General features: G+C 43.1%; 19 protein-coding genes. 4 read left to right on the top strand and 15 right to left on the bottom strand.

Going from position 1 to position 19,669, the window contains the following annotated elements; genetic code table 11:
- Nucleotides 1-49 precede the first annotated feature (49 nt).
- Together modB and modA are read right to left on the bottom strand one after the other, a co-directional pair.
- Nucleotides 50-727 (bottom strand): molybdate ABC transporter permease subunit, encoded by a 678-nt coding sequence (gene modB / locus ACSQ8O_RS11195; RefSeq protein ID WP_436241620.1) that lies wholly within the window; start codon nt 725-727, stop codon nt 50-52.
- Nucleotides 724-1,569 carry a molybdate ABC transporter substrate-binding protein gene (gene modA / locus ACSQ8O_RS11190; RefSeq protein ID WP_436241619.1) on the bottom strand — a complete coding sequence of 282 codons (846 nt, stop codon included), beginning with the start codon at nt 1,567-1,569 and terminating at the stop codon, nt 724-726. Before modA ends, modB begins: the two co-directional genes overlap by 4 nt.
- A gap of 208 nt (nt 1,570-1,777) precedes the next feature.
- Here modA and ACSQ8O_RS11185 point away from each other — a divergent pair, with 208 nt between their 5' ends.
- Nucleotides 1,778-2,731 carry a substrate-binding domain-containing protein gene (locus tag ACSQ8O_RS11185; protein WP_436241618.1) on the top strand — a complete coding sequence of 318 codons (954 nt, stop codon included), beginning with the start codon at nt 1,778-1,780 and terminating at the stop codon, nt 2,729-2,731.
- An 82-nt stretch (nt 2,732-2,813) separates the two neighbouring features.
- Here ACSQ8O_RS11185 and ACSQ8O_RS11180 read toward each other — a convergent pair whose 3' ends face one another.
- The 6 genes from ACSQ8O_RS11180 to ACSQ8O_RS11155 form a co-directional block, all read right to left on the bottom strand.
- Nucleotides 2,814-3,590, bottom strand: coding sequence for a polysaccharide deacetylase family protein (locus ACSQ8O_RS11180; protein WP_436241617.1), 777 nt, complete (start codon nt 3,588-3,590; stop codon nt 2,814-2,816).
- Between the two features lie 21 nt (nt 3,591-3,611).
- Nucleotides 3,612-4,730, bottom strand: coding sequence for an MGDG synthase family glycosyltransferase (locus ACSQ8O_RS11175; protein ID WP_436241616.1), 1,119 nt, complete (start codon nt 4,728-4,730; stop codon nt 3,612-3,614).
- A 47-nt stretch (nt 4,731-4,777) separates the two neighbouring features.
- A complete protein-coding gene (locus ACSQ8O_RS11170) occupies nt 4,778-5,392 on the bottom strand; it encodes an undecaprenyl-diphosphatase (protein ID WP_436241615.1) in 615 nt (204 codons plus the stop codon).
- 82 nt (nt 5,393-5,474) lie between these two features.
- Nucleotides 5,475-6,899, bottom strand: a complete 1,425-nt coding sequence (locus ACSQ8O_RS11165) for a sensor histidine kinase (protein WP_436241614.1) — start codon at nt 6,897-6,899, stop codon at nt 5,475-5,477.
- Entirely contained in the window at nt 6,896-7,570 is a 675-nt protein-coding gene (locus tag ACSQ8O_RS11160; RefSeq protein ID WP_436241613.1) for a response regulator transcription factor, read from the bottom strand. The genes ACSQ8O_RS11165 and ACSQ8O_RS11160 overlap by 4 nt, the downstream gene beginning before the upstream one ends.
- A gap of 472 nt (nt 7,571-8,042) precedes the next feature.
- Complete coding sequence (locus ACSQ8O_RS11155) at nt 8,043-8,600, bottom strand: hypothetical protein (protein ID WP_436241612.1); 558 nt, start codon at nt 8,598-8,600, stop codon at nt 8,043-8,045.
- Nucleotides 8,601-8,828: 228 nt separating this feature from the next.
- Here ACSQ8O_RS11155 and ACSQ8O_RS11150 point away from each other — a divergent pair, with 228 nt between their 5' ends.
- Nucleotides 8,829-9,590 (top strand): YheC/YheD family protein, encoded by a 762-nt coding sequence (locus ACSQ8O_RS11150; protein ID WP_436241611.1) that lies wholly within the window; start codon nt 8,829-8,831, stop codon nt 9,588-9,590.
- Nucleotides 9,591-10,012: 422 nt separating this feature from the next.
- On the opposite strand, the gene ACSQ8O_RS11145 is transcribed toward ACSQ8O_RS11150, so the two are convergent.
- The 5 genes from ACSQ8O_RS11145 to ACSQ8O_RS11125 form a co-directional block, all read right to left on the bottom strand.
- Nucleotides 10,013-10,255, bottom strand: a complete 243-nt coding sequence (locus ACSQ8O_RS11145) for an HPr family phosphocarrier protein (protein ID WP_436241610.1) — start codon at nt 10,253-10,255, stop codon at nt 10,013-10,015.
- A gap of 47 nt (nt 10,256-10,302) precedes the next feature.
- Complete coding sequence (locus ACSQ8O_RS11140) at nt 10,303-11,730, bottom strand: NAD-dependent malic enzyme (protein ID WP_436241609.1); 1,428 nt, start codon at nt 11,728-11,730, stop codon at nt 10,303-10,305.
- 5 nt (nt 11,731-11,735) lie between these two features.
- A complete protein-coding gene (locus tag ACSQ8O_RS11135; protein WP_056623786.1) occupies nt 11,736-13,262 on the bottom strand; it encodes a tripartite tricarboxylate transporter permease in 1,527 nt (508 codons plus the stop codon).
- A 1-nt stretch (nt 13,263) separates the two neighbouring features.
- Complete coding sequence (locus tag ACSQ8O_RS11130; RefSeq protein WP_056623789.1) at nt 13,264-13,725, bottom strand: tripartite tricarboxylate transporter TctB family protein; 462 nt, start codon at nt 13,723-13,725, stop codon at nt 13,264-13,266.
- Between the two features lie 64 nt (nt 13,726-13,789).
- The gene (locus ACSQ8O_RS11125; RefSeq protein WP_436241994.1) at nt 13,790-14,857 is read right to left on the bottom strand and encodes a tripartite tricarboxylate transporter substrate binding protein; all 1,068 of its coding nucleotides are present in this window, start codon (nt 14,855-14,857) and stop codon (nt 13,790-13,792) included.
- Nucleotides 14,858-15,093: 236 nt separating this feature from the next.
- Here ACSQ8O_RS11125 and ACSQ8O_RS11120 point away from each other — a divergent pair, with 236 nt between their 5' ends.
- Together ACSQ8O_RS11120 and ACSQ8O_RS11115 are read left to right on the top strand one after the other, a co-directional pair.
- The gene (locus ACSQ8O_RS11120) at nt 15,094-16,731 is read left to right on the top strand and encodes an ATP-binding protein (protein WP_436241608.1); all 1,638 of its coding nucleotides are present in this window, start codon (nt 15,094-15,096) and stop codon (nt 16,729-16,731) included.
- Nucleotides 16,703-17,419, top strand: coding sequence for a response regulator (locus ACSQ8O_RS11115; RefSeq protein WP_436241607.1), 717 nt, complete (start codon nt 16,703-16,705; stop codon nt 17,417-17,419). The genes ACSQ8O_RS11120 and ACSQ8O_RS11115 overlap by 29 nt, the downstream gene beginning before the upstream one ends.
- Before the next feature lie 132 nt (nt 17,420-17,551).
- On the opposite strand, the gene ACSQ8O_RS11110 is transcribed toward ACSQ8O_RS11115, so the two are convergent.
- Nucleotides 17,552-18,523 carry a bile acid:sodium symporter family protein gene (locus tag ACSQ8O_RS11110; protein ID WP_436241606.1) on the bottom strand — a complete coding sequence of 324 codons (972 nt, stop codon included), beginning with the start codon at nt 18,521-18,523 and terminating at the stop codon, nt 17,552-17,554.
- A gap of 22 nt (nt 18,524-18,545) precedes the next feature.
- Nucleotides 18,546-19,652: a glycoside hydrolase family 88/105 protein gene (locus ACSQ8O_RS11105; protein WP_436241605.1), complete on the bottom strand. Its 1,107-nt coding sequence runs from the start codon at nt 19,650-19,652 to the stop codon at nt 18,546-18,548.
- Nucleotides 19,653-19,669 lie beyond the last annotated feature (17 nt).

The following is a 19,669-nucleotide window of genomic DNA, read 5'->3' as shown; positions in this document are numbered from 1 at the left end:
TAATAAATTTCCCATAGGATATGCGAGGCAAACCCAACTTCCTTAATTATTAATTCCTAGCTCTGTGGTTTGCGATAAACATGAGTCCGAATGAGATGACTATGATGGCTGCTGCCCAGCACCATGCAAGAGTTTGATTACCAGATTCAACAGCGATATAGATGGCGGTAGGCAAAGTTTGGGTTTTGTGAGGGATGTTGCCCGCAATCATAAGTGTGGCACCGAATTCTCCCAGTCCTCTAGCAAATCCAAGAATGTAAGCTGCCGTGACAGAACGCCACGCCAAAGGCAAGGTTATATAACGTAGAACTTGCCACTCATTTGCACCAATTGATCTCCCCGAGTCCTCCAAATCTTTGCTGACTAGTGAGAACCCTGTTTTCATCGTTTGATAAACTAATGGAAAAGCCACCACGATCGATGCGATCACCGCAGCCCCCCATGTAAATATAATAGACTGATCGAAAAATCTCTCCATTAGGTATCCAATCCAACTCTTTTTGCCCAGTAGGACTAATAAGATAAAGCCTACGACCGTAGGAGGGAGCACTAAAGGCAGAAGAATAGCAGTTTCTAGCAACGTTTTCCCACGAAACTTACGACGCGACATTCCCCAAGCTGCTATTCCTCCTAGTAGTAAAACAAAGATGCTGGATACAACGGATACCTTTAACGAAAGTAGGATAGGAGAAGCAAACTCTGTCCAACTAATCTGATCTACCCTCATTTAGAAAATCCAAATTTGACGAATACATCTTGTGCTTCTTTACTTTGTAGATAAGCGTAAAAGTCAGCCGTTTCTTTACTGTGTTTTGTTGCTTTTACAATACCAGCAGGGTATTCAATCGGTGTGTACGATTTTGGATCAACACTGAATACAACTTTGACACTTTTGGAAGTCAGCGCATCCGTTTTATAAACAAAACCAGCTTCTGCATTGCCAGACTCAACGTAGGTAAGTACTTGGCGAACATCTTTGCCCTGTACGATTTTAGCTTGAAGCGAGTCCCAAAGTTTCGCATTAGTCAATGCCTCTTTGGCGTAGCTGCCAGCTGGAACGGTTTGTGGTTCCCCAACTGCTAAATGTTTAATATTTTCATTCGTTAAATCTTCTGCTTTTTGAATAGCAACCTTGCCATCCACTGGAACCACAACGACTAATTCATTGATTAGCAAGTTTTTTTGCTGTGCCGTATCGATCAATTGCTTGTCGACTAGCGTCTTCATATTTTTGGTTGCTGCCGAGAAGAATAAGTCCGCAGGTGCCCCTTGTTCGATTTGCTGTTGCAGTGCCCCTGAAGCTCCGAAGTTAAAGTTGAGTTTAATTTGTTTGTTTTTGCTCTCATAGTTGGTTTGAATTTCTTTAAATGCATCAGTTAAGCTTGCAGCTGCCGAAATAGTTAACTCTACTTTCTCGGTCGCCATTGGTGTTACTGCAGGTGCCACAGTTGCCTGTTTTGGTGTTGTGCTTACAGCGGGTTGTTCCTTTTCGCTGGAGCAGCCTGTGATGATCATGGCTACGACAACAAAACAAGATAGAACATAACTAAACCTTCTTAAACTTAACATTACGTCTCCTCCAAGGTTAAATTTATATCTATTTGATTATAAATAGAATAATACAATATCTGATCATTATATAAAAACAGAATTAATTAGTAAACAACAGGATTGAAATACCCTATTTATCAGCTTATGATAGATGATGGTGGTTCCGTAAGGATGCAGGAGTAAATCTACGCTACTTTTTTAGAAGACAAGCTTATGGAGGTTTACAATGACAGCTGACATGTCCTATACAACGGAAGAAATATCTAAACTTTTGAAAATATCTAAACTAACTGTTTATGATTTAATAAAAAAAGGCGATCTACCCGCTTATCGTGTTGGCAAGCAGATGCGTGTGGATGCATCAGATCTTGAAGCCTATAAAACACGTGCAAAAGATGGTATGGTTTCTACGATTAAAAGTGAGTATGTCGAACCAGTTACTCATCATTCTTTCCAAGCCGTTTCATCTTCCAATCACTCACTTGTGATAACTGGACAAGATGTTAGCTTGGACATTTTAGCTAAACATATCGAAAGAAATGTAGCCCATTACAGACCGCTTCGTTCGTATGTTGGTAGTATGGATAGTCTAATCTCTATGTACAAAGGCGAGTCCGATATTGTCAGCACGCATCTGCTGGATGGAGATACCGGTGAGTATAACCTTCCTTATATCCGAAAATTACTGATTGGTTCTTCGTACATTGTTGTGAATCTCTTGTCACGATCGGCCGGTCTATATGTTCAACCGGGAAATCCTAAACAATTACATGGTTGGGCTGATCTCAAAAAGCCTGGACTTCGATTGGTTAATCGTGAAAAAGGTTCAGGTGCACGTGTTCTGTTAGATGAACAACTCCGACTTCATGGAATTCCAAAACAACTGCTACATGGTTATGAGCAGGAAGAATCGAATCACTTAGGTGTGGCTGGTAAAGTTGCTACAGGTGAAGTTGATTTCGGTGTGGGTATAGAGAAAGTAGCCTCTATGGTTAACGGCGTTGAATTCATTCCGCTTATTCAAGAGCGTTATGATCTTGTCATGCTAAAAAAACCACAAAATCTTGCTTGGATTGAACGCGTAAAGCAAATCTTGCAATCGGAATCCTTCCATAAAGAGCTGCGTCCTATCCAAGGATATGATTTATCGCAGACAGGACGCATTTTATTCGAGACTTAACTTAGCAAAAATGAAAACGGCAGTCTAAGACCTTTACTAGGTCTAGTCTGCCGTTTTTTTAATACATAATTTGTAGGGATATTCAAGCTTTTAGACTAGATAGATCTATTGGGTGAATCGTCGTTTGATCATCCAACTGCATTCTTTGATCAATTCGCATAAAAGGAATACCTTGCTTTCTGCATTCTTCCACGAAATCCTTCAATGCTTCCATCATGTACATCGGTGCGTATGGTTTCGCCCCCAATGTCTGTCCACTATCGTGCAGCACGATGATGTCGTTATTTTGCAGCCTCGCAAACAGCTTTTTCTTGATCCTATCTGTTCCCCCGCTGCATCGCCAATCGCCAACCATTAAGGACCATAATACGAGTTGAAATTGTTTCATGTGCAGAAAATCAAATAGGTTAATAATCCCCCACGGCGGTCGATAGTAGATTGGTTTGAATCCCAGTATGTTGTCGATCACCGTTACGGTATCTTGCAATTGCTTTCTTACCTTTTTCGGGGTCAGTACAGCATTGATCCAATGCCTAAGATTATGAATGCCAATCAAATGTCCTTCTGCATGCATCCTTCTGATGATTTCCGGATATTTCTCTGCTTTCGCACCAAGAATAAAAAAAGTCGCTTGAATACCATGTAATTTTAATAGATCTAAAAGTTGAGGTGTGAATGCCGGATCTGGCCCATCATCAAACGTCAGCGCAATCCCGGCTACTCTCTTCCCTTTACGAAAAGCGCTAGAACTACCTAATCGAACAATGGCTGTCGGTATAATCGTATAGACTAGAAGTCCGATAAGTATCGACCATATGATATGCGATCCATAATGGCTGTCGTGTAAATGTATCCTCATCTGGGCCCTCCTACGTAACTTCTAGATCGACAATGGGATCGATTCCCTAGCCAATCTATGTGTAATATCACTGACGATATGAGCAGCTGCTTGACTTCGTTTCATATCTGACATACGTTTTCTTACCTCTTCATATAGGCTTGGACGTCGAAATAAATAATCCATATTCGAGACTAATTCCTCTAGGGTATTCGAAATCGAGGCCATTCCCCGACTCGAGAGGTATAAAGCATTCTCTTTTTCCTGTCCTGCATGGGGCTTATAAATGAAAAGTGGCAACCGGAGGACAATAGCCTCGGTGATTGTCAATCCTCCCGCTTTCGTTATGATACAGGCAGCTTGTGACATCCATTCGTGGACATTGTCCACATATCCTAATATGCGAATACTAGGGTTCGTTGCAAATATTTCATGTAATCTCTGACGTAACTTCTCATTGTGACCACAAATGACAACCAAACGAAATTGAGTAAACATGGCTAGGGCGCTAATCATGTCCTCCATATAGCCATTTACGCTGTTATCCGTTGCCATGATGAGAATGAGATTTCCTTTGCGACCTTGAGCTATTGAACTTTCCATAGCAAATTCTTGACGAATTGGAATGCCACTTACCCCTACGCGTTCCTTATTAACGCCATGAAAAACAATTTGCTGCTTTAATTCCTCTGTAGCCACATAATATTTATCGACATTCGGATGCAGCCAACTCGCATGCAACGCGTAATCTGTAAGTACGGTGAAATTTGGAATTCCCATCGAGCTGCATACTTCTGGGGCTGCCCCAAAGGGAAATGTATTAACGACTACATCAGGTTGCTCTTGCTGAATGAGCTCTTTTAATTTCTTTTGACCTAAATAGGTCATCGATTTCTGAAAGAGCGCGGTCTGCTTCGTTTCACGGGTTAAGTAATAACACCAGCCATAGTAATCAAGACCAAAACGTGAACTTCTAACACTGGTGTTAATCAGTGTAGTTGTAATTAAATTGATGAACGGATGCCCCTCTTTCATGAGGTTAACAATCTTCACATGCTCTATTCCTTGCTCTATGAATTGCTGATACAAGGCCTTGGAAGCCTGTAGATGACCATTCCCGTAGCTAGCCGTAAGAATTAGTACACGAGGATTAGCGTTCATGCAAATGGAGACCACCTTTCATCAACAACTTCTCAGGAGAGCACTCCTTATTTCGTCAAAGTTTCGCGTAAGTCTTTACGACTCCACACTTTAGATTCTATCGCTTCATATAAGTGAATAATTGCTTCCAAACACTTCTTTGCCCCTGTTGAGCGCATAAAAAGCTGATGAACAGCAACCGCGGCAAGGATGCCAATTCCGCCACCAGCTAGTACATCTAATGGATAATGAACACCTGTCCATACGCGTGAAAACGCGATACAGGCAGCTAAAAGCAGCCACACGGTTCCTTCTTTTCGTCGAAATAACCAAATCGACATTGCAATCGTAAACGCCCCAATGGCATGATCACTTGGAAATGAGGCATTCGCTGGGTGTTCAATCAATTGCAACACGGTATGTGTCACGAAAGGACGATCTCGGTAGAAATAATGCCCGATCAAGCCACTGCAGCTCAATGCAATGGAAGCAGATAATAGTGATTCTGCAACCATCTGCCGTTGGATCACATGCCTCGTAAACCAATACACAATAACGCCTACATAAAAAACATATTCGGCATAAGAGGCAAAAATACGCATAATGGGATTAAGAGCGGACAAGGTATGCCCAAGCTCATTAATCTGTTGAAACCATTGATAATCCAAATCTGAGATACGCACAATCATCATCCTCTTTCGTTAATGAAGCCTCATGTTGACTTTCAGTAACTTTACTTGATGAACATGAGAGGAAAATGAGAAATTAAGCATCCACGATTTGGTGGAGAGGGAAAGTAAGTTGTACACGAGTACCTTCACCTTCCACACTCGATATCGCCAGGCTTCCTTGGTAATTGAGAACAAGTTGCTTCGCTATCGCGAGACCAAGTCCCGTACCTGCAATCTCACGATTTCTCGCTTTATCGACCCTGTAGAAGCGATCAAATACGAAGGGTAAATCAGCTTCAGGAATCCCCATACCATGATCTTGTACAATAATTTGCACCTCATTTTTCAGGCGGACCCCTTCAATAACAATCTGTTTCTTCAAACTCGTGTATTTTACTGCGTTATCCAAAATGATCATCAGCATTTGCTCCACATGCAACGGATTCATCAGTAGCATAACGTCTCTAATGGTTTCCGTGTTCGCAATAAATTCGAATTCAGCATGCATAACTTCAAAGCGTTTCAACGTCTCCTCAATGAGCGGCTCCAATTGGATTGGTATGATGCTATCGCTTACCAAGTTGGCTTCTACTTTCGTTAAAGTTAATAGCTCTTGTACCAACTTTTTCAAACGCCTAACTTCTTGAAGTGAAGCTTCCAAGGATTCATCAAGAACAGCAGGGTCTGATTTCCCCCAGCGATTTAATAATGATAAATGGCCTTCCACGATCGTAATCGGTGTCCTCAGCTCATGTGAAGCATCTTCTACAAATTGTTTTTGCTGAAGAAAAGAATATTCAAGTTGATTCATCAATTCATTAAATAGCTTGGCTAAGCTAGATAACTCGTCACCATTTTGAATATCGGTAACACGTTCGGAAAGTCCTTTCTCTTTTACGCTGCGAATCGTTGACGCCAGTGCTCGTATAGGACGCATAAACTGCCTAGAAATGGCCAAACCACTGATCGCGCTGATAAACACCGCTAAAATACCACCGATCAGCATCACCCATAACAAGGTTTCACTGAAGTGATCGAAAGTTTCCAAGTTACTCGCCAGCTCTATAGTTCCAACGAAACTCCCAGCAACTAACGGACTGCGGTAAATGAGAATATGATCCTCTTTGTGCGTCGTCGTGTCGTAAAGCTCTGGAATAACCACTGACTTGGGTATAACCCAGTTCGTTACAAAATGGTTCGCAACGGCTACTAGCGGCTTCCCCTCCTTGTCGAGGATACGCACCAATTGGTTTTTACCCGACATTTTCTCGATATAAAGCTGGCTATCCGCTATTGGAAAGTCGCTACTTGCAGCTAATTTATCCTGGAAATAGTCTTGGAACTGTACCATATTGACTTGGATTTTATCTTCCTCTTGTTTCATCATCCACTGTTTCAGTACTAAATATTGCGCAAAATTATAAGAGGCAAATAGCATGAAGATCAGCAAAGCAGCTCCCAGCATGAGCTTCCATTTGATAGGAAGACTTTGAATTGACCTACTTAAACGTCCTCTCATCTCATCACGTATCCTATTCCCCGAACAGTTTGAATACAGCTATTTTCGCCCTCTAGATCTAATTTGTTGCGTAAGTATCTCACATACACATCAACCACATTCGTTTCCACCAGGGAATCAAATCCCCATACTTGGTCCAGCAGCATATCTCGTGTAAGAACTAGATGATGATTTTTCATAAACATGACTAATAAATCGAACTCCCGCTTCGTCAGTTCAACGAGCTGCTTATCTTTATAAACCAGCCTCGCATCCAAATCCACCGTTATATGTTGAAAAGTAAGCTGTGCATGCTGCACATTTCCCTCAAGCTCCATGCGGCGAAAAATAGCCCTAATACGTGCTAACAACTCTTCAATGGCAAAAGGCTTCGGAATATAATCATCCGCACCGCTGTCTAAACCAGAAACACGATCCTCTAGACTATCCCTTGCTGTCAGCATCAGGATTGGCGTTTTTTTCGCAGCACGGATGCGTCGACAGACCTCAATTCCGTTTATTTCAGGTAGCATGATGTCCAAGAGAATGAGATCCCAATCTTCTTGAAGAGCTAGTTCTAAGCCCGTTTTCCCATCGTAAGAAGCTTTTACAATGAAAGCTTCGTGTTCGAGTTCCAATTGGATGAATCGGACAAGATTTTTTTCATCTTCTATTAATAAAATGCGCTTCATAAGCGGCATCTCCCTCCACGTGCTATTCTTCTTACTATAGGCGATTTATATGAGATCTTTTTCCCTTTCCGTTCTACTGCCCTTACTATAAGGATAAATCATGAGAATCTTATGAGAAAAAGAAAACGAACCTACCACCTTCACGAAGCATAACATGCATGGTCTATGCGTTTATAGCGATATGTAAAAAAGAGTGGTATCCCATGACATGCAAAATACTCGTCATCGAAGATGAAGAGCGAATAGCGAATAGCAAGGCTTCTTCAGTTAGAACACCTACATGCCGGATATTATTCTTGATATTATGTTACCTGGCATGAACGGTTTCCTTATCTAACAATATCCACTTCTTTTTCATTTTATCCTCCTAATAGTTTGTATGATGGGCTTACGCCTAAAGGATAGACAAGAGAAATGAAGTGCTTATGAACCATTTCTTAAATCTTTCTTGACTCTAAGCGTTGCTAACGATTCAAAGAAATGCATGAATCAAAAATAAAATAGCAAAGATAAGTCCAAACCGCATATGCCATTTCCGATCAAGTCCTCGGTAACGAAACACCCCCGCGATAGGTACAGGCAGTAAAACAACTCCAGCTGCAAGACCGCTAATATGGGCAAAGTCTAACTTGAACTCATACAGAAAAGCTCCAATAATATGAAGTACGATAAGTCCGATTGCAAGAATAGCGAGCGGCGAATGCCATTTTCTCGTGATTCCAGACAGGAAAATCGCAACTTCTTTTAAGCGTGAGCCATGCTTCATCCATCGTTTTTGGAGCAATGTTTTTAACATATAATAAGCCAATACAGCAAACAAAATGATTCTTGCTTGAGATCCATAATTTTTATATAGACCCTTGAATGCGCGATCGTGCCATTGTGTAGATGATAAATGAAACATGTTCCATAAGCCGTAAATAACAAAGACAAGTGTAATTGCGCAACTTAATAACACCCACTTTTTATCTTTTGTCCATAATGTCTTCAATTTCTGTTCCGTCCCCTCTTTCAAATATTTCAGTGCCATGAAGAACAAACGCCTCCTCATAATCTGTTATAAACATTACATGATAAAGATGAGAAAATAATGAGAAAAGAATGCGAAGCATAGACAACTAACACATAGGTCATCACGTTGAATTATTACAAAAAAATAATTTTGCTACTAGACGCCACTCCAAGTCACTCAACCTTATTTGAATATGATAACGGGTATGATCCAAGCCAATTCCCAAGTAAAGGTGCTGTGTTGACAATGAGTCGTGCTAGAACAGTAGGCAGTAAATGGGTAAAAACGAAAGTTCTTTTACGCAATAAAGAACTTCGCAAATTTGTTCCGGAAACAAGGATCTACAGTCGGAACAACCTACTCCAGATGTTAATCAAATATAAGATGGTTTATGTGAAGCCCGACCATGGTACTGCCGGGAATGGCATTATCCGAGTGGTGAAAAGTGATAAATACCACTTTCAAGGCGGTAAAGTTGCTAAGTCATTGGGAACGTTTCAAAGCTTATTCGCTGCTCTGAACAAAGCCAAGTTAAAACGATCTTACCTCGTTCAACAAGGTATTCATCTTCTAACCCATCACAAGCGAATATTCGATATACGTATTATGGTGCAAAAAAACCAGATGAAAACTTGGGAAACTACTGGTTATATCGGTCGTGTCGCGCATCCCAAAAAAATAGTGACGAACTTTCATAATAGCGGGAAGCCGTTACCCTTAGAATTGCTGCTTAGTTCCTATGTAAATGGACAGAAGAAAAAGGATTATATCCATAGCCTGCGAAAATTAGGGTATCGAATTGCTAAACATTATCAGACGAGTTATCCGGGATTCAAAGAGATTGGTATCGACATTGGCATCGATAAAAAATTGAAACCATGGGTACTAGAAGTTAATACATCACCGGATCCCTATATTTTCAACCAATTACATGATAAAAAGATGTTCTTCAAAGCTCTGCATTACGCGCGAGCAAACGGACGGTACTTACGTCTGCGACGTAAGTAAAGTAAAACACTCCAATCCATGTAAACATGGAATTGGAGTGTTTTACTATTGCTATTAAATTAAGACAAATCTAAGAATTTGGCGAATGAAAAGAAATCTAAAAACGATAAAACCTCTCGCGTTCATGAATTTAATTCTTATTCTATTTAACCCTCTTGCCACGACGCGCGCATTAAAAACGGTGGTTGTTCCATTAGCATTTCTATAAACTATGCCATAAAACTGGTTGACCAAAAGCATCATATATCAACTCCTTTCAATTGAGTTAATATATGATATTCCCATGATTCATAGATGCGAGGGCTAGTTTCATAGATTAAACTTTTTTAACGTCACGATTGTCAATTCCATAGATAAGGTACGCTTACTTTAAGAAATAAAAAAGAAACGAAAGGCAATTGGCCCTTCGCTTCTTTCTGTCTTCATTTAAAATTTAAATTAAGACCATGTTTGTTAAAAATCCTCTTCATGACCTCAATGGCTTCCTTTTCATCAGGTCCATGAATATCAAGCTTGTACGCTTGATTGTTGAAGAGCGTAACGCTCAAACCCAGAATGCTTTTCACATCAATAAACCTCGTGCCCACCTGAATGACAATACTGGATTGAAACTGATTCGCCGCTTGATTGATTTCTACAATGGCTTTTGTTTCTAAACCACCCATACAAATCCCTCCATTATTGTTCCTCCGATGACTCCGCTACAGTCAGATTAATCGACCTGTCGAAACTCACGCGGTATCCGTCGCGCTGTCCCTGTTTGAATAGCCGCACGGATGACGGCTTCACGAATCCGTCTAACTACTTCTTGATTAAATACACTTGGAATGATATATAACTTGTTCAATTCCTGCTGTGTGACAACCGACGCAATCGCGGCGGAAGCGGCCAGCTTCATTTCTTCGTTAATCGTAGAGGCTTGGCAGTCCAAGGCCGCACGGAATATACCTGGGAAGCACAGCACATTGTTAATCTGATTCGGGAAATCCGAACGCCCCGTAGCAACGACACCCACGATATCTTCGATTTCATCGGGATGAATTTCTGGCGTTGGGTTCGCCATCACGAACACCACGGGTTTAGCCGCCATTCGCTCAACATCCCCCCGCTTCAGCAAGCCTCCTGCGGAGAGGCCGATGAACACGTCTGCTCCTTCGATGACGTCATGCAGGGAGCCCGTCCGCAGGTTAGGGTTCGTCCGCTCCGCGTATTCCGTCCAATGCGGGTTTGCGTACTCTTTCGTACGTACCAACGCACCTTCCCGGTCAACCCCGATCAGTTCCTTCACGCCTGCCGCAAGCAAAATGTTGGAGCAAGCCATTCCCGCTGCGCCAATACCGCAGACGACAACTTTAGCTTCATTAATCTGCTTGCCAACTACTTTCAATGCATTAATGAGCCCTGCATACAATACAACAGCCGTACCATGCTGATCATCGTGAAACACAGGGATGTCCAGTTCCTCACGCAGCCTCGCTTCAATCTCAAAGCATCGTGGAGAAGAAATATCCTCCAGATTAATACCGCCGAAACCTGGTGCCAAATGCTTGATGGTCGCGATGATTTCTTCGGTACTTTGCGTGCTTAAACAAATTGGAAAAGCATCGACATCAGCAAACTGTTTAAACAACATCGCCTTGCCTTCCATGACAGGCATCGCCGCATAGGGTCCGATGTTTCCAAGTCCGAGCACGGCACTGCCGTCGGAAACAACAGCGACCGTATTTCGCTTGATTGTCAGCTTATAGGCGTTAGTCTCATCTTCATGGATAGCCATACAGACCCTGGCTACATCCGGCGTGTACACGCGGGAAAGATCATCCCTGTTCTGAATTGGTGATTTGGGCTTCATTTCAATTTTGCCACCGAGATGAAGCAGGAATGTGCGATCCGACACGTGAACAAGTCGTACACCAGCGAGATCCTTCATCCTAGCGACAATACTGTCCAGCTGGGACTGTTCGGAAGCGGATACGGTAATGTCTCGAACCGTCCAATTCGCACCGGTTTGAATAACGTCAATCGCGATAACATCCCCGCCATTTTCGGTAATTACCGTAATTAATTGACCGAAATGGATTTGCTCTGTTAACAATTCCAGACGCAAAATAATACTTTTGCCAGCCATCGTATTTTTCATATTAGTTACCCTTCCTCATTCACAAGTACATTTTTACCTCTAAGTTTCATGATCAGCGGAATGGTAATCCAGATCAGACCGATGATGAGAAATACAAGCGAAACCGGTTTTTGCAGGAAGATCATGAAATCACCATTGGAAATGGTAAGTGCTCTGCGCATGTTGTTTTCCATCATTGGCCCCAGAATAAGACCAAGCACGAGTGGTGCTAGCGGATAGTCGTTCTTAGACAAGAAGTATCCCACAAGACCACAGCCCATAATGAGCATTAAATCAAACGTCGAATACTGTACGGCATAAACCCCGAATACGGAAAAGACGATAATTAATGGAATTAAATACTTAGCAGGTGTTTCGATGACTTTGGCAAACACTTTGACCAACGGCATATTAAGAATCAGCAGCATGAGATTGCCGACGAACATACTTGCAATAACACCCCATGCTAACTGTGGGTGATCTTGGAATAGCAATGGACCTGGCTGAACGTTGTACATAATGAAAGCACCCATCAGAATAGCCGTCGTTCCTGAGGATGGGATCCCCAATGTCAGAAGCGGAATCATCGCGCCACCCGATGCAGCGTTATTCGCAGCCTCTGGTGAAGCCACCCCTTCAATGGCACCCTTACCGAATTTCTCTGGATTTTTGCTAATCTTTTTCTCCACGATATAAGCGAAGAAAGAAGCAAGAATAGCACCAGCGCCAGGAAGTAAGCCGATGAAAAAGCCAAGCACAGAACCGCGCGCAATCGGTGCCGCGCTGTCTTTCATATCTTGTTTTGTCGGCAGAATGCGATTGATCTTAGCAATCTCGCCATCGTTTCCTTCGCGCTGAAGAATGGTTTTGAATACTTCGCCGACAGCAAATGTCCCCACGGCCACAGTCAGGAATTCCAAGCCTTGATATAGCTCAGGAATGCCGAATGTGAATCGTTCCACGCCCGACACGTTATCGATACCGATCGTCGCTAACAACAGACCAAATGCCGTCATCATAAGCGCCTTCACCATCGATTTCCCAGCCAGTCCGCTGATCGCGAGCAAGCCGAGCACCATCAAGGAGAAATATTCAGCAGGTCCGAACTTGATTGCGACTGCCGACAAAGGACGAGCCAAGAAGATAAGACCGATCAGTGAAATAATGCCCGCAGCGAAGGAACCGATTGCTGAAATCGCGAGCGCGGCTCCTGCTCTACCCTGTTTGGCCATTTGATAACCGTCAAGTGTTGTGACGACAGAAGACGATTCTCCAGGTGTGTTTAATAGAATCGACGTCGTCGAACCTCCATACATCGCCCCATAATACACGCCTGCCAGCAAAATGATGGAACTCGTAGCGGCCTCTTCTGGGCCTAAGCCAGCTGTCATTGTTGCCGTGATCGGAATCAAGAGAGCTACACCGCTCATCGGGCCAATTCCAGGTAGAACGCCAACCACCGTGCCAATCAATACGCCTAAAAATACAAAAATAACATTATGCCACTGCATCGCTGTGCCCAAACCGTGCAACACATAATCCAAAGTGCTCATCTTATGCCCCCCCTAACCATGTTGGAAATCCGGGAAGCGAACCATCCAGCAGATTCACATATAAGTAATACACACCATAAGAGAAGCAAGCTGCAATCAGCAAGGAAACCCATACTCTCCCCTTTTGCATCGTTTGAAAACCAATCATAAGGAACAGGAACGTGGAGATCACGAACCCGATATCTTCAAGGAAATAGGCATATAAGACAGCCGAGATGAAAATAATGAGAAATCGTTTGTAATCCAAATTTTCTTTGCCCTTCTCAGCACGCTGCTTACGGAACGTCTCATAAATAAGACGCAAACTCATCAAAGACAAGAACGAGCCCAAAATCATCGGAAAGATATTAGCACCTACATTACTACCATAAGCACTAGTTGAAATACCTAAGGAACCAATCACAAAGGCAAGACCAATCGCGAAAAAGGCGATGCCTGCATAACGATCAAACGTTGTATTCATTTCTCTGCCTCCTACCCTAAGGGCAAGGGAGAAGAGGTCATCTTCTCCCTTGTCTCGTTAGGTTTTATTTCTGCATACCAAGCGCTGTCAGCATATCTTTCAATTGTATTTCTTGCTGGCCCAAGAAAGCTTTGAAATCATCTGCTTTCTTATAATCCGACTCCCAGCTGTTCGCTTGCATTTCTTTTTTCCAAGCATCGGAATCTACCATTTTCTTAATCGTATCTTCCCAGTATTTTTTTGCATCTGCTGACATGTCCTTCGGTCCGAAGAAACCGCGCCAAATCAGGAATTCTGCATCAACGCCTTGTTCCTTCATAGTCGGAACATCTTTCAGGCTGCCTCCAAGACGGGCAGGTGCTGCAACAGCAAGTATGCGGATTTTTCCAGCTTTTACGTATTGATCTAAGGAAGAAGCATCTGTACCTAAGACATCAGCATTACCGCCAAGCAAGGCAGTTACGGCTTCACCGCCACCGTCATAGGACACGTATTTCACTTTTTTCGGGTCAATCCCATATTTGAAGGCTGGTAGAATCGATACCAAGTGATCCATGGAACCAGGTGCCGAACCGCCCGCAACCGTTAGCTTCGTAGGATCTGCTTTCATATCAGCTAGCAAGGACTTCAGATCTTTGTATTTCGAATTGGCTGCTACCGCGACAGCGCCGTAATCTTTGGTCAGTTGTGCTAACGGCGTCGTATCATTGTAGCCGTAAGGTGTGTTTCCTTCTTTTTTCAAATGATTAATGAGGATTGGAGGCGAACTCACGAACAGCTTGTAGTTATCTTTGATATCTTTAGTCGCGTATTCCGCCATGAATACAGTACCGCCGCCGCCTGGTTTATTTTCAACTGAAACGGGCTTATCGACTGCTTTTGTTTCCGTTAATACTTTAGCGATGGTACGTGCAGTCATATCCCAACCGCCGCCAGCACCAGATGGAGCGATAATGCTAAGTGCTTTTTCTGGATAATTGGATTTCGCAGCTGCTGGAGCTGATGACGATGATGACGATGATGGTTTCGCTGAATTGCTCCCGCAAGCGGCCAAACTAACTGCAAGCAAGCTAATAGCTGATACTTTCCAAGATGCTGAAAAAAGTTGTTTTATCAAATGAAACCCCTCCATATTTGGTTTTAATTTATCATGTATCCGCTTTCTTTGAAGCGCTTTCAGAATAACACCCCCTGTGCCTATTGGGAAGTTTATGGCGATTAGTTGTAATAACGGCGTTTTGACCATTTTGTTCATATTGTTCACGGATCTGGAGACCCTATAATCATCAAAATGAGAACGCTTTATGTTACAATACCAAACACATACATTCTTCTAAATTAACCAAAAATGGGAGGCCTGCGTGGAAAATGAGGCTTCATACCAAGCTTATCCTCATTATTTGTTCATTCCTTTCCATCGTCATCATCAGTTTGGGCAGTATATTTTATTACATGATGACCACAGCACTAGAGGATCAAATCGGGACTCGTGCCTTAAAGGTGGCTGAAACCGTTGCTAATATGTCTGATATTCGTATGGCTTTCCAAACTTCGGACCCTTCCAAGATCATCCAGCCTCTCGTCGAAAAGGTAAGAGATCAAATCGATGCCGAGTATATCGTTGTCGGGAATCGCGAAGGCATTCGCTACTCACACCCGCTCCCTGAACGAATTGGGCAAGAAATGGTCGGCGGGGACAACGGTCCTGTTCTTGCAGGACAATCGATCATCTCCAAGGCCATCGGCTCACTTGGCCCTTCACTTCGCGGTAAAGCACCTCTGTTTGATGATCATGGCAATGTCATCGGCATTGTATCCGTTGGATTTCTTACGAAAGATATCAATTCGATTACCTATACTTATCAGTCACGAATCGAGCTCATTTCTCTCATCGTCCTAGTCGTTGGCCTGATCGGCTCCGTCCTTATCGCACGTAATGTTCGAAGCTCCATACATGGACTTGAGCCTAAGGAAATCGGTGAGCTGTATACCGAGAAACAAGCCATTCTGCAAACGATTCGTGAGGGAATTATCGCGGTAAACCGAGATGGCATCATCACAATGGCAAACCGTTATGCTTTGCAGCTTATGCAGCTGCCCCTCAGTGCGAAAATCACAGGCAGACACATTGAAGATGTGATCCCGAACACGCGATTGCATGAAGTGGTACGTACGGGCGAAGCCGAATTTGACCATGAAATGCTGATCGGCGATCATGATGTCATCGTCAATCGTGTGCCGATTGTGAGCCGAAAACACGGTGTTACTGGTGCCGTTTCAAGCTTTCGAAGTAAATCCGAACTCTACCGGTTGGCCGAGGAGCTGTCTCAAGTGAAACGCTTCGCTGAAGCACTGCGCGCTCAGACGCATGAATTCTCCAATAAGCTGTATGTCATCTCTGGACTCATCCAATTGGAATCGTATCAAGAAGCTGTCGATCTCATCTCCAAGGAATCGGACGTGCACCAGAATTGGGTGCAGTTCATCATGACCGAAATTCCAGATCCTATGATCGGGGGGCTGTTGATTGGCAAATTCAATCATGCACAGGAGTTGAAGCTAACTTTTGAAATTGACCGTGAAAGCTCATTTCGAGATATTCCTCCGGAAATCGACCGAAATTTACTCGTCACCATCATCGGCAACTTGATTGACAATGCCATGGAAGCAGTTCTGGCAGTTGAGGTACAACAAACGCCCTATGTAAAATTATTTTTAACCGATCTGGGCGAGGATTTGATTATCGAATGCGAGGACTGCGGCGTCGGCATTCCCGATGAGTTAGGTAATGCCGTATTTGAGAAAGGATTCTCAACTAAAGCAGGTGAACATCGCGGTATCGGTTTAGCCTTAGTCCAGCACGCTGTCCATAAGCTTAACGGGTATATCACTTTCCATAAAAACCCGGAATGCGGCACACTCTTCACCGTCGCTATACCGAAACATCCGATGTCCACAGAAAGGAGTTCAACCTCTGATGATGGAACACCAACAACCGAACATTGAAGTTTTGATCATCGAAGATGATGTGAAGATCGCCGAAATTAACCGAAGGTTTATTGAAAAAGTAGACGGCTTTCACGTTGTCGGTATCGCTACAGACGATGTTCAAGCCAAGGAACAGCTAGACATTTTACGGCCAAATTTAGTTCTGTTGGATATTTACATTCCTGGTTCCAATGGCTTGGAGTTGCTCTCCTATATTCGTCAACATTTCCGAGATACCGACGTCATTATGATCACGGCTGCCAAAGAAGTCGAGGCTATACGGGAAGCCGTTCGCAGCGGAGCGTTTGATTATATTATGAAACCACTTATTTTCAATCGGCTGCAGGAAACGCTCCTGCGTTATCTAGACTTCCATAGCGAGTTGAATCGGCTAAATCATACTGGCTCTATTAATCAAAGCGATGTCGATCGCCTCATTTTGGGAACGAGTAAAAAGGATTCCCGCGCTGAGATTTCTTATCTCCCTAAAGGCATCGACAAATTAACGCTAGTCAAAATCGTTCAGGCGATTTCTACCGCGGCAGACGGGATGACTGCGGATCAAATCGCCAAAGAAATAGGCGTCAGTCGTTCGACTGGACGCCGGTATTTGGAGCATCTAGTCTCCTCGGGCGAAGTTTTCGCCGATCTGACTTATGGCGTCGTGGGTCGCCCTGAGAGAGTGTATCGCAAACGGGAGTCGTGATGTGACCTCCTGAATCCAAAAAAACCTGCACGAGATGTGCAGGTTAAATCGTACGATTCAGTTCCAGAAAGAGTGCTTTTTCACCGAAAACCCAAAGATCTTGGTTCGTTAATGCGAACACCTGGCTTCCCCTTATACCGTTTTTTGTGTTACAGGCTTCAATTTTATCGCATCGGGGGTTTTACATAATAATTGCCCGAACAAGGAAGCGAGCAGTTGTTGAAAAAGCATACACATAATAACAGGCATGGCGACAGGTGGCGGAAAAAACGAAATGGCCAGCACAGCACCAGCGCTATTATTTCTCATCCCGGTATTAAACACCATGGTAACCATGATATCGCGGTCCCACTTTAGCCATCTGGCGATCAGCCAACCAATCAGATAGCCAGATGAAGCCATGACGACAATCACACAAGCTGTCAGGACCAATTTACTGTCAATTTTTGTGAAATATGGTGCCACCACAGCGCTGTTAATCGCAATGGTGAAGGCCAACCCTATTTTGGAGAATGGCGATAAGGGGCGCCCCCATTTCTCCTTCACCTTTCCTTGCGAAAGTTGATTTAGCAGCATACCCAATAAGGAAGGAAGGACGATCATAAAGAAAAGGCCTTTCATCATACCAAACACATCCATCTTCACTTGTACGCCGAGAAACGCATCCATCGTAAAAGGCACGAGAAACGGCGATAATAGGGTATCAATCAAAATAACCGACAACGTTAGCGCAATATTCCCCTTAAAGATGGAAACCCACATGAAACTTACGACACCAGTAGGAATGACGACCATTAGAATTAGACCAGTTCTCAGATACACATCATCATGAAAAAACACATTACCGATGATCCATGCCATAGCAGGCATCAACACATGCAGAGCAAGCAGCGAGACGAAAATCGGGAAAGGCTGAATTAATACCCTTTTTAAATCTTTAAAGTTCATACTTAAACTGCCTGTAAACGTCATAAAGCCGAAGATCCATGGTACTAAGTAAGTAAAAGACTTTAACCATACTGTCAAAATAATTCCTAGAATAACACTCGTAGGAGTAATCAGCGGAAGCCATTTCTCCAGGCTCTTGTTTAATTTATTCAGCATTGGCTTCTCTCCTAACATGACTTTAAAGCTCTGAAAGCTTAACCTCGGTATACGCCATAAACAGCGGTGCTACGCCATGTCCATTATTACTCACGATGATTTCGTTTTCGGTATAGTACTTAAAGGTCCCATCACGAACCTTGCCCGTATCAGGATTTGTGCCAAGTCCTGCACTTCTACAGATTCCACCAAGCAGCACTTCTCCATTCTCCTCATGGAGATATTGCCGGATAGTACCGTCAAAGGCAGACTTCCCGCGCTCAGCGTATTCGCTAGTAAGATAGCCAAGACGCGAACCTTTCAACATCGCATAAGCCAGCATCAAGGTCCCGCTAGATTCCAAATAATTCCCTGGTCGATCTCCCATATCAACAATCTGATACCACATACCCCCGCTATGCTGGTAAGGTAACATACCGTCTAGCGTTTCCTGCAACATCATTTTCAGAGGCTCGCTGTCCACCTGTTCATCTTCCAGAAGTTCAAGCACGTCCACCAAGGCCATCACCAACCAGCCCACAGCGCGTCCCCAGACATTTGGAGACATTCCCGTCGTTTTATCACACCAAAACATCTCTCTACTCTCGTCATAAGCATGGTAGTATAGACGATTTTCTTCATTAAAAATAAACTTTTTCACGTTTAAAAATTGATTTATGGTATCGGAATAGTCCTTCTTTTCCTCAAATTCCTTGATGTAACGAACCAAAAATGGTTGTCCCATGTAAAGTCCATCCAACCAAATTTGGTTTGGATAATTTTCTTTATGCCAGAAGCTTCCTGACGCTGTTCTTGGATAGGTTTTCAGCTGCTCATAGATCAAATCAAGCACATGCTTATATTTGGGATCATTCTCTCTTTTGTAGAAGTCAAAAAGAATAGTCGCTGGTCTGATTTGATCAATACTATAATAACACACATCAATGGCCGGGATTCTACCATTTTCATCATATAGACGATCAATGAAACTTTTGACGAACAGGTAATAGTCTTCTTTACCCGATTGCTTGTAGCTGTCTAAATAGGATTTGAGAATGCAGCTCTCAATATAATGCCATCTCAAAGAAAACCAAGTTTCTTCACTTTCCATATAGTGATCTCTTAGTTGATCCATCATTTGATACGTCATACGTTTCATCTCCCAAA

The organism is Paenibacillus sp. LjRoot56 (assembly GCF_964253335.1).
Classification (GTDB): domain Bacteria; phylum Bacillota; class Bacilli; order Paenibacillales; family NBRC-103111; genus Paenibacillus_E; species Paenibacillus_E allorhizoplanae.
Note: the sequence above shows the minus strand (reverse complement) of the source record. Positions and strands in the feature narration are given on the sequence as shown.

Bases quoted from the DNA above. Each gene is read 5' to 3' on its own strand.
- ACSQ8O_RS11125 (WP_436241994.1), bottom strand. From the start codon at position 14,857: ATGGAGGGGTTTCATTTGATAAAACAACTTTTTTCAGCATCTTGGAAA.
- ACSQ8O_RS11180 (WP_436241617.1), bottom strand. From the start codon at position 3,590: ATGAGGATACATTTACACGACAGCCATTATGGATCGCATATCATATGG.
- ACSQ8O_RS11105 (WP_436241605.1), bottom strand. From the start codon at position 19,652: ATGACGTATCAAATGATGGATCAACTAAGAGATCACTATATGGAAAGT.
- modB (WP_436241620.1), bottom strand. From the start codon at position 727: ATGAGGGTAGATCAGATTAGTTGGACAGAGTTTGCTTCTCCTATCCTA.
- ACSQ8O_RS11150 (WP_436241611.1), top strand. From the start codon at position 8,829: ATGAGTCGTGCTAGAACAGTAGGCAGTAAATGGGTAAAAACGAAAGTT.
- ACSQ8O_RS11175 (WP_436241616.1), bottom strand. From the start codon at position 4,730: ATGAACGCTAATCCTCGTGTACTAATTCTTACGGCTAGCTACGGGAAT.
- ACSQ8O_RS11185 (WP_436241618.1), top strand. From the start codon at position 1,778: ATGACAGCTGACATGTCCTATACAACGGAAGAAATATCTAAACTTTTG.
- ACSQ8O_RS11130 (WP_056623789.1), bottom strand. From the start codon at position 13,725: ATGAATACAACGTTTGATCGTTATGCAGGCATCGCCTTTTTCGCGATT.
- ACSQ8O_RS11165 (WP_436241614.1), bottom strand. From the start codon at position 6,899: ATGAGAGGACGTTTAAGTAGGTCAATTCAAAGTCTTCCTATCAAATGG.
- ACSQ8O_RS11160 (WP_436241613.1), bottom strand. From the start codon at position 7,570: ATGAAGCGCATTTTATTAATAGAAGATGAAAAAAATCTTGTCCGATTC.
- ACSQ8O_RS11135 (WP_056623786.1), bottom strand. From the start codon at position 13,262: ATGAGCACTTTGGATTATGTGTTGCACGGTTTGGGCACAGCGATGCAG.
- ACSQ8O_RS11115 (WP_436241607.1), top strand. From the start codon at position 16,703: ATGATGGAACACCAACAACCGAACATTGAAGTTTTGATCATCGAAGAT.
- ACSQ8O_RS11120 (WP_436241608.1), top strand. From the start codon at position 15,094: ATGAGGCTTCATACCAAGCTTATCCTCATTATTTGTTCATTCCTTTCC.
- ACSQ8O_RS11145 (WP_436241610.1), bottom strand. From the start codon at position 10,255: ATGGGTGGTTTAGAAACAAAAGCCATTGTAGAAATCAATCAAGCGGCG.
- ACSQ8O_RS11110 (WP_436241606.1), bottom strand. From the start codon at position 18,523: ATGCTGAATAAATTAAACAAGAGCCTGGAGAAATGGCTTCCGCTGATT.
- ACSQ8O_RS11155 (WP_436241612.1), bottom strand. From the start codon at position 8,600: ATGGCACTGAAATATTTGAAAGAGGGGACGGAACAGAAATTGAAGACA.
- ACSQ8O_RS11140 (WP_436241609.1), bottom strand. From the start codon at position 11,730: ATGAAAAATACGATGGCTGGCAAAAGTATTATTTTGCGTCTGGAATTG.
- modA (WP_436241619.1), bottom strand. From the start codon at position 1,569: ATGTTAAGTTTAAGAAGGTTTAGTTATGTTCTATCTTGTTTTGTTGTC.